This window comes from Pseudomonas sp. CG7, assembly GCF_023701885.1.
GTDB classification, from domain to species: domain Bacteria; phylum Pseudomonadota; class Gammaproteobacteria; order Pseudomonadales; family Pseudomonadaceae; genus Aquipseudomonas; species Aquipseudomonas zanjanensis.
Genome location: NZ_JABAEE010000143.1, coordinates 1 through 7900 on the forward strand (window position 1 = coordinate 1; position 7900 = coordinate 7900).

Below are 7900 nucleotides of genomic sequence, written 5' to 3' on the forward strand. Positions count from 1 at the left end.
ACGGTCTGTACTGCGCGAACAGTCAGAATCGAGCCTTGTCCCTCCTCCTCCCTTCAAGTCCTACCATACAAGCGAGCCTGCTCGCGATGACGCCCGCACATTCAACATAAATCCAACCGGCAAAAAACGCCGACCGTCTAGGCTGTACTGAGCCATTTCCAATCCACTGGAGGTTCCCATGCAGCTAGAAGGATCCTGCCACTGCGGCGCCGTGTCGTTCAGCCTGGCCTGTACCCACCCCTACCCTTATCAACGTTGCTACTGCTCGATCTGCCGCAAGACCCAGGGCGGCGGCGGTTATGCGATTAATTTGGGGGGCGATGCCCAAAGCTTGAAGGTGCGTGGTCGCAAGCACATCTCGATCTACCATGCGCGGCTAAAGGACGACGGCGATAAGCGCGCCCACCGCAGCAGTGCCGAGCGGCATTTCTGTTCCCTGTGTGGATCGGGGCTGTGGCTGTTCAGCCCCGAATGGCCGGAGCTGGTGCACCCGTTCGCTTCAGCCATCGACACGCCGCTGCCGGTACCGCCGGAGCATACCCACTTGATGCTCGGGTCCAGGGCTCCGTGGGTGGAGGTCGAGGCGCATAAGGGCGACCAGCAGTTCGAGGTCTATCCCGAAGAGTCGATTGCCCAGTGGCATGAACGCCTGGGTTTGACCGGTTGAGAGGCAGCGCTGCAGAAAGCCTCATCGTCAGGACAAACGGCCCTATGCCGCAGGCACACCACTGTGGAAACGAAATTCCACATCCGGAGATTCGATCAGTTCCCGCTCGGCCTCACGGACCTTGTCGATCACCTGGGCAATGTCCTTGGCATCGCCATACTGGTAAGCCAGTTTCAGGTAACCCTGGAAATGCCGCGCTTCGCTTTTCAGCAAACCGAAGTAGAACTTGCCCAACTCCTCGTCCAGGTGTGGCACCAGGGCCTCGAAACGCTCGCAACTGCGGGCTTCGATGAAGGCGCCGACGACGAGGGTGTCTACCAGCTTGACCGGCTCGTGGCTGCGTACCACCTTGCGCAGCCCCGAGGCATAACGGCCGGCGGAGAGCTGGCGCAAGCCGATCTTGCGCTTTTTCATCAGGCGCATGACTTGCTCGTGGTGCACCAGCTCTTCCCGGGCCAGGCGCGACATCAGGTTGATCAGGTCGACGTGGGAATGGTACTTGGCGATCAGGCTCAGGGCGGTGCTGGCCGCCTTGAATTCGCAGTTCTTGTGGTCGATCAGCAACGTTTCCTGGTCGGCCAGCGCGGCCTGGACCCAGGCATCGGGGGTGCGGCAACCAAGGAATTCGTGGATTTCGGGAAGATTCATGGGGCTCACGGGCAACGGTAGTCGAGCGAAGGGCGCCGATTATACCGGCCTGCCCCCAGACCACCAGCCACTGCCGTTGATATGCATCAAGTCGACGGCACACCCACAGCCACTAGACTGCCCCACAAGAACTATAGTTGAGCAACGCCAGCCTTTTCATTGGAGAACGCCGATCATGCAAGCCATTCGCAGCATCCTGGTGGTCATTGAGCCCGAACATGCGGAAAGCCTGGCGCTCAAGCGCGCCAAACTGATCGCCGGGGTGACCCAGGCCCATCTGCACCTGCTGGTGTGCGACAGGAAACATGACCATGCCGGCCTGCTCGGCGTGCTCAAGAGCGCATTGCTGGCCGACGGCTACAGCGTCACCACCGAGCAGGCCTGGAACGAAAGCCTCTACGAAACCATCATCGACGTGCAACAGGCAGAAGGTTGCGGGCTGGTGATCAAACAGCATTTCCCCGACAGCCCATTGAAAAAGGCCCAGCTGACCCCGGCGGACTGGAAACTGCTACGCCATTGCCCGACCCCGGTGCTGCTGGTGAAAACCGCCGGTTCCTGGAAAGACAAGGTGATCCTCGCCGCCGTCGATGTTGGCAATGCCGACGGCGAGCATCGCCACCTGCATTCCACCATCATCGACCATGGCTACGACATCGCCCTCCTCGCCAAGGCGCACCTGCATGTGATCAGCGCCCACCCCTCGCCGATGCTCTCGTCCGCCGACCCGACGTTCCAGCTCAAGGAAACCATCGAGGCCCGCTACCGCGAGCAATGCCGGGCGTTCCAGGCCGAGTTCGACATCGACGACCAGCACCTGCACATCGAAGAAGGCCCGGCGGATGTCTTGATTCCGTACATGGCGCGCAAGCTGCAGGCGGCGGTGACGGTCATCGGCACCGTGGCCCGCTCGGGGCTGTCCGGGGTGCTGATCGGCAACACCGCCGAGGCTGTGCTCGACACGCTGGAAAGCGATGTACTGGTGCTCAAGCCCCAGGAGGTGGAGGATCATCTGGTGGAGTTGGCGGTCAAGGAATGAGATGAACGCTGTGGCTGATCCAGCCTGCTTTTGTGGCGAGGGAGCTTGCTCCCGCTCGGCTGCGCAGCAGACGCCTGGATTTGTCAGGACCAGGAAATTTTTCAGGTCAAGAGCGAGGGCCGCTTCGCAGCCCAGCGGGAGCAAGCTCCCTCGCCACAAAAGCGCCCTGGCACAAAAGCTCCTTTGCACACATGGCTGGTGGGCAGCCGCCAATCGCATCCTTCAGGAACCCCGGCGCGATGTAACGCGGGTAGTGGGCTTCGGACAGAAGGAAAAACTCCCGATCAATGGCATCGCGCAGGTCCGGCAGTTCCCAATCGCGAAATTCCGGCATCAACACCATGCCGTAGGCTTCCAGGTTATTGATCACCCGCGCGCCCCGGGCGATCAACTGATAGGCCCAGCAGTATTCCGACTGGTGCGGCACGAAGCGGATCTTGCGTGACTCCAGTTGCTGGCGCAGCAATGCGGGGTCGAAAACCTCCAACTTGGCCACCATCACCTGCACCAACAGCTGTTCGAGCCGCATCCACACCGCGCGTTTTTCCTCCTCGTTGTAGCCGTTCCAGTGGATCACTTCATGGTGGAACCGCTTGCAGCCACGGCACACCAGGTCACCGTAGACAGTGGAGCAAAGGCCGACGCAAGGGGTCTTGATGAGCTGGTTGGGCATAAGGACACGCACACGCAAAAACAGGACAGGCCGGCATGTTAGCCCGTTGTCTAAGATTGATCACCCCTCAAACGTCCCGGCCCAACTTACCTTTAATTTTTTTTTCCCGTAGAATCAGCCAGCCTTTTAAGGCGCCAATCTCCGTTAGAAGCTGTTTTCAAAGCGTCACGAGCACAGTCGTTCCTTCAGAGCGGTGTTGGCGAAGGGTCTTTCCAGCGGGGAAAGCCCAACGCCAACCCTCATCAGCTCCCGTTCTGCAGGCGTAAAACTTTGAAAGCAGCTTCTGTGAGGAACTCCGGCAACTCTGGCGTGGAGGCCCAAAAAGCCCCCTGACGCGCATGAGTGCCGTGAGTTTCTGGATGAGCGTCCCGGACACCCATTTGGGACCACTGATGAGGGTAATAACTGTGCTTGAAGCCTACCGCAAACATATCGAAGAGCGTGCAGCCCTGGGTATCGTTCCCCAGCCGCTTAACGCCGAACAAACCGCAGGCCTGATCGAGCTGCTGAAAAATCCTCCGGCTGGCGAAGAAGCTTTCCTCGTTGACCTGATCACCAATCGCGTTCCGCCTGGAGTCGACGAAGCCGCCTACGTCAAGGCCGGTTTCCTGTCCGCCCTGGCCAAGGGCCAGGCCCAATCCCCTCTGCTGGACAAGAAGCGTGCCGTTGAACTGCTCGGCACCATGCAGGGCGGCTACAACATCGTGACCCTGGTGGAGCTGCTGGACGACGCCGAGCTGGCGCCAGTCGCCGCCGAAGAACTCAAGCACACCCTGCTGATGTTCGATGCCTTCCACGACGTGGCTGAAAAAGCCAAGAACGGTAACGTCCACGCCAAGGCCGTGCTGCAATCCTGGGCTGACGGCGAGTGGTGCAAGAAGCGCCCGGTGCTGGCCGACAAGATCAGCCTGCGCGTGTTCAAGGTCCCCGGCGAAACCAACACCGACGACCTGTCCCCTGCCCCGGACGCCTGGTCCCGCCCGGACATCCCGCTGCACGCCCTGGCCATGCTGAAAATGGCCCGTGACGGCATCGTTCCGGACGAGCAAGGCAAGACCGGCCCGATGAAGCAGCTCGAAGAAATGCGCGGCCAGGGCTTCCCGATCGCCTACGTCGGTGACGTGGTCGGTACCGGCTCCTCGCGTAAATCGGCCACCAACTCGGTGCTGTGGTTCTTCGGCGACGACATTCCTTACGTGCCGAACAAGCGCGCTGGCGGTTTCTGCTTCGGCAGCAAGATCGCTCCGATCTTCTACAACACCATGGAAGACGCCGGCGCACTGCCCATCGAGTTCGACGTGTCGAACATGAACATGGGCGACGTGATCGACCTGTACCCCCATGCCGGCAAGGTCTGCAAGCACGGTACCGACGAAGTCATCACCACCTTCGAAATGAAGACCCCGGTGCTGTTGGATGAAGTCCGCGCTGGCGGCCGTATCCCGCTGATCATTGGCCGTGGCCTGACCGAGAAGGCTCGCGCCGAACTGGGCCTGCCAGCGTTCGACCTGTTCAAGAAGCCTGAAGCACCGGCTGAAAGCACCAAGGGTTTCACCCTGGCGCAGAAGATGGTTGGCAAGGCCTGCGGCCTGGCAGAAGGCCAAGGCGTACGCCCTGGTACCTACTGCGAACCGAAAATGACCACCGTGGGTTCCCAGGACACCACCGGTCCAATGACCCGTGACGAACTGAAAGACCTGGCGTGCCTGGGCTTCTCGGCTGACCTGGTGATGCAGTCCTTCTGCCACACCGCGGCCTATCCGAAGCCGATCGACGTGACCACCCACCACACCCTGCCTGACTTCATCATGACTCGCGGCGGCGTTTCACTGCGTCCGGGCGACGGCATCATCCACTCGTGGCTGAACCGCATGCTGCTGCCAGACACCGTGGGTACCGGCGGTGACTCCCACACCCGTTTCCCGATGGGCATCTCGTTCCCGGCCGGTTCCGGCCTGGTCGCGTTCGCCGCTGCCACCGGCGTCATGCCGCTGGACATGCCGGAATCGATCCTGGTGCGCTTCAAAGGCAAAATGAAACCTGGCATCACCCTGCGTGACTTGGTTCATGCCATTCCGTACTTCGCCATCCAAAACGGTCTGCTGACCGTCGAGAAGAAAGGCAAGAAAAACGCCTTCTCCGGCCGCATCCTGGAAATCGAAGGCCTGGAAGGCTTGACCCTGGAACAGGCTTTCGAACTGTCCGACGCATCGGCCGAACGTTCGGCTGCCGGTTGCACCATCAAGCTGTCGAAAGAGTCGATCACCGAGTACCTGCAATCGAACATCACCCTGCTGCGCTGGATGATCGGCGAAGGCTACGGTGATGCACGTACCCTGGAACGTCGCGCCCAAGCGATGGAAGCCTGGATCGCCAACCCGCAACTGATGGAAGCCGATGCCGACGCCGAATACGCCGAAGTCATCGAAATCGACCTGGCCGACATCAGCGAGCCTGTGCTCTGCGCGCCGAACGATCCGGACGACGCCCGTCTGCTGTCCAGCGTTGCTGGCGAGAAAATCGACGAAGTGTTCATCGGTTCGTGCATGACCAACATCGGTCACTTCCGCGCTGCCGGTAAGCTGCTGGAGCAAGTCAAAGGCCAGCTGCCAACCCGCCTGTGGCTGTCGCCGCCGACCAAGATGGACGCTCACCAGCTCACCGAAGAAGGCTACTACGGCATCTACGGCAAGGCCGGTGCACGGATGGAAATGCCAGGCTGCTCGCTGTGCATGGGTAACCAGGCACGCGTCGAGCCGAACTCCACCGTGGTGTCGACGTCGACCCGTAACTTCCCGAACCGTCTGGGTGACGGCGCGAACGTCTACCTGGCTTCGGCCGAACTGGCGTCCGTTGCGTCGATCCTGGGTCGCCTGCCGACCGTCGAGGAGTACATGGAATACGCCGGCAAGATCGACAGCATGGCAGCGGACGTGTACCGCTACCTGAGCTTCGATCAGATCGCCGAGTTCCGTGAAGCGGCTGCAAACGCCAACATCCCGGTCGTTCAAGCCTAACGCTTAAAACGCCCGACTAAAAACGCCGCCCTTCTTGCGAGGGGCGGCGTTTTTTTATGGCTTGTTTATTTCGATGCCCGGCGAGCCACCGCTATCGCGAGCAAGCTCGCTCCCACATTGGATTTTCAGCGAACACAAAATTCATATACACCGCAAAACCTGTGGGAGCGAGCTTGCTCGCGAAGAGGCCGGCCCATCCAACATCTTCATCGACTGTGACACCGCCTTCGCGAGCAAGCTCGCTCCCACAGGAAAGGCCTATGCCAAGAAGGAATAGACCAACGCTGTAATCGCCACCAACCCCACCAACACCACAAAGACATTGGAAGCCTGACCGCGATAACGGGCCATGGCCGGGACTTTGCGGATGGCATACCTCGGCATCAGGAACAGGATGGTCGCGATGACCGGGCCGCCCAGGGTTTCGATCATGCCCAGGATGCTCGGGTTGAGGGTGGCGACGATCCAGCACACCACCAGCATGAACGCTGCGGTGAGGCGGTCCAGGGTCTTGGGGGCCGGGCGGCGGCCGCTCTTGACGATCAGGCCCTTGAGGCCTTCGCTGGCGCCGATGTAGTGCCCCAGGAACGATTTTGAGATAGCAACAAACGCAATCAGCGGCGCGGCAAAGGCGATGGTCGGGTTGCTGAAGTGGTTGGCCAGGTACGACAGGATCGACAGGTTCTGCGCCTTGGCCTCGGCCAGTTGCGCCGGGGTCAGGGTCAGCACGCAGCTGAACACGAAGAACAACACCATCACCACCATCAGCACATGGGCGCGCGACAGGATCTGCGAACTGCGTTCCTCGGCGTTATCGCCATAGCGACGTTTCTGGTCCACCGCAAACGCCGAGATGATCGGCGAATGGTTGAACGAGAACACCATCACCGGGATTGCCAGCCACAAGGTATGCAACAACGCCGAAGGTGCAGGCGGCGTCGACGCCGTGGTCAGGATGCCGCCGCTCCAGTGGGGAATCAGGAATACCGCCAGGAACAGCAGCGCCACGATGAACGGATAGACCATCAGGCTCATGGCCTTGACGATCGCCTGCTCGCCGCAGCGGACCACCGCCAGCAGGCCCAGGATCAGCACCAGGGACAGCACGACCCGAGGGGGCGGCTGGATGTGCAACTGATGCTCCAGGAAACTGCCCACCGTGTTGGTCAGCGCCACACTGTAGATCAGCAGGATCGGGAAAATGGCAAAGAAATACAAAAGCGTGATCAGTGCGCCGGCCTTGAGACCGAAATGCTCCTCAACCACCTCAGTGATGTCCGCGCCATCACGACCGGACAACACGAAACGGGTCAGGCCCCGGTGGGCATAAAACGTCATGGGGAACGCCAGCAACGCCAGGATCAGCAACGGCCAAAAACCGCCCAGGCCCGCGTTGATCGGTAAGAACAGAGTGCCTGCACCGATGGCGGTGCCAAACAGACCCAGCATCCAGGTGGTGTCGTGGCGACTCCATTGGCTGAGGGTGGCTGGGACTGTCGTTTCAAAGCGCTCTTCGACGCTATTGGCCTGATCATTCATCCGGTCGGATCTCCGCTTTCCGGTCACATGCACCCGGCCAGGACGAGTCGGAAAACCCCGACAGGCAGCGCCCTGGCCGAAACAGGGGCGCGATTGTCCGGGATTAGCGAGCAGAAGCAAAGACTTAGCTGAGGAGCGGTTATGCGGATCAGATGGCTGTCATGAAAATGGTCTCCGTATTTCCCTGTCTTCCCTGTGGGAGATTCTATGTTGCAGGGCAACCCTGCAACATAGGCTTCGGCTGGTATTCGCTCTGATTTTTCATCAAGGCAAATGCCACCCGGCAGAGCTTGCGAGCAAGCACCACCAATGCCTGG

The 7900-nt window shown here is 60.5% G+C and carries 5 protein-coding genes and 2 pseudogenes; 3 read left to right on the forward strand and 4 right to left on the reverse strand.

Features of this window, described 5'->3' with window-relative positions; genetic code table 11:
- Positions 1–178 precede the first annotated feature (178 nt).
- On the forward strand, positions 179–667 hold the full coding sequence (locus HGO40_RS29865) for a GFA family protein (protein WP_250965973.1): 489 nt from the start codon (positions 179–181) through the stop codon (positions 665–667).
- Positions 668–709: 42 nt separating this feature from the next.
- Here the strand turns inward: HGO40_RS29865 and HGO40_RS29870 are convergent, their stop codons facing one another.
- Entirely contained in the window at positions 710–1315 is a 606-nt protein-coding gene (locus HGO40_RS29870; protein WP_186704851.1) for a MiaE family protein, read from the reverse strand.
- A gap of 175 nt (positions 1316–1490) precedes the next feature.
- Between HGO40_RS29870 and uspL the strand changes: the two genes are divergently transcribed.
- Positions 1491–2354: a universal stress protein UspL gene (uspL, locus tag HGO40_RS29875; protein WP_250965974.1), complete on the forward strand. Its 864-nt coding sequence runs from the start codon at positions 1491–1493 to the stop codon at positions 2352–2354.
- 220 nt (positions 2355–2574) lie between these two features.
- Here uspL and HGO40_RS29880 read toward each other — a convergent pair.
- Positions 2575–3027, reverse strand: a pseudogene (locus tag HGO40_RS29880) (DUF1289 domain-containing protein); the annotation flags it as partial.
- 407 nt (positions 3028–3434) lie between these two features.
- Between HGO40_RS29880 and acnB the strand changes: the two are divergent.
- On the forward strand, positions 3435–6044 hold the full coding sequence (gene acnB, locus HGO40_RS29885; RefSeq protein ID WP_250965976.1) for a bifunctional aconitate hydratase 2/2-methylisocitrate dehydratase: 2610 nt from the start codon (positions 3435–3437) through the stop codon (positions 6042–6044).
- A gap of 258 nt (positions 6045–6302) precedes the next feature.
- Here the strand turns inward: acnB and HGO40_RS29890 are convergent, their stop codons facing one another.
- Both HGO40_RS29890 and HGO40_RS29895 read right to left on the reverse strand, forming a co-directional pair.
- Positions 6303–7583, reverse strand: a complete 1281-nt coding sequence (locus HGO40_RS29890) for a serine/threonine transporter (protein ID WP_250965975.1) — start codon at positions 7581–7583, stop codon at positions 6303–6305.
- 205 nt (positions 7584–7788) lie between these two features.
- Positions 7789–7900, reverse strand: a pseudogene (locus HGO40_RS29895) (IS110 family transposase); the annotation flags it as partial.

Coding starts and splice junctions, on each gene's coding strand:
- HGO40_RS29865 (WP_250965973.1), top strand. CDS start 179: ATGCAGCTAGAAGGATCCTGCCACTGCGGCGCCGTGTCGTTCAGCCTG.
- uspL (WP_250965974.1), top strand. CDS start 1,491: ATGCAAGCCATTCGCAGCATCCTGGTGGTCATTGAGCCCGAACATGCG.
- HGO40_RS29870 (WP_186704851.1), bottom strand. CDS start 1,315: ATGAATCTTCCCGAAATCCACGAATTCCTTGGTTGCCGCACCCCCGAT.
- HGO40_RS29890 (WP_250965975.1), bottom strand. CDS start 7,583: ATGAATGATCAGGCCAATAGCGTCGAAGAGCGCTTTGAAACGACAGTC.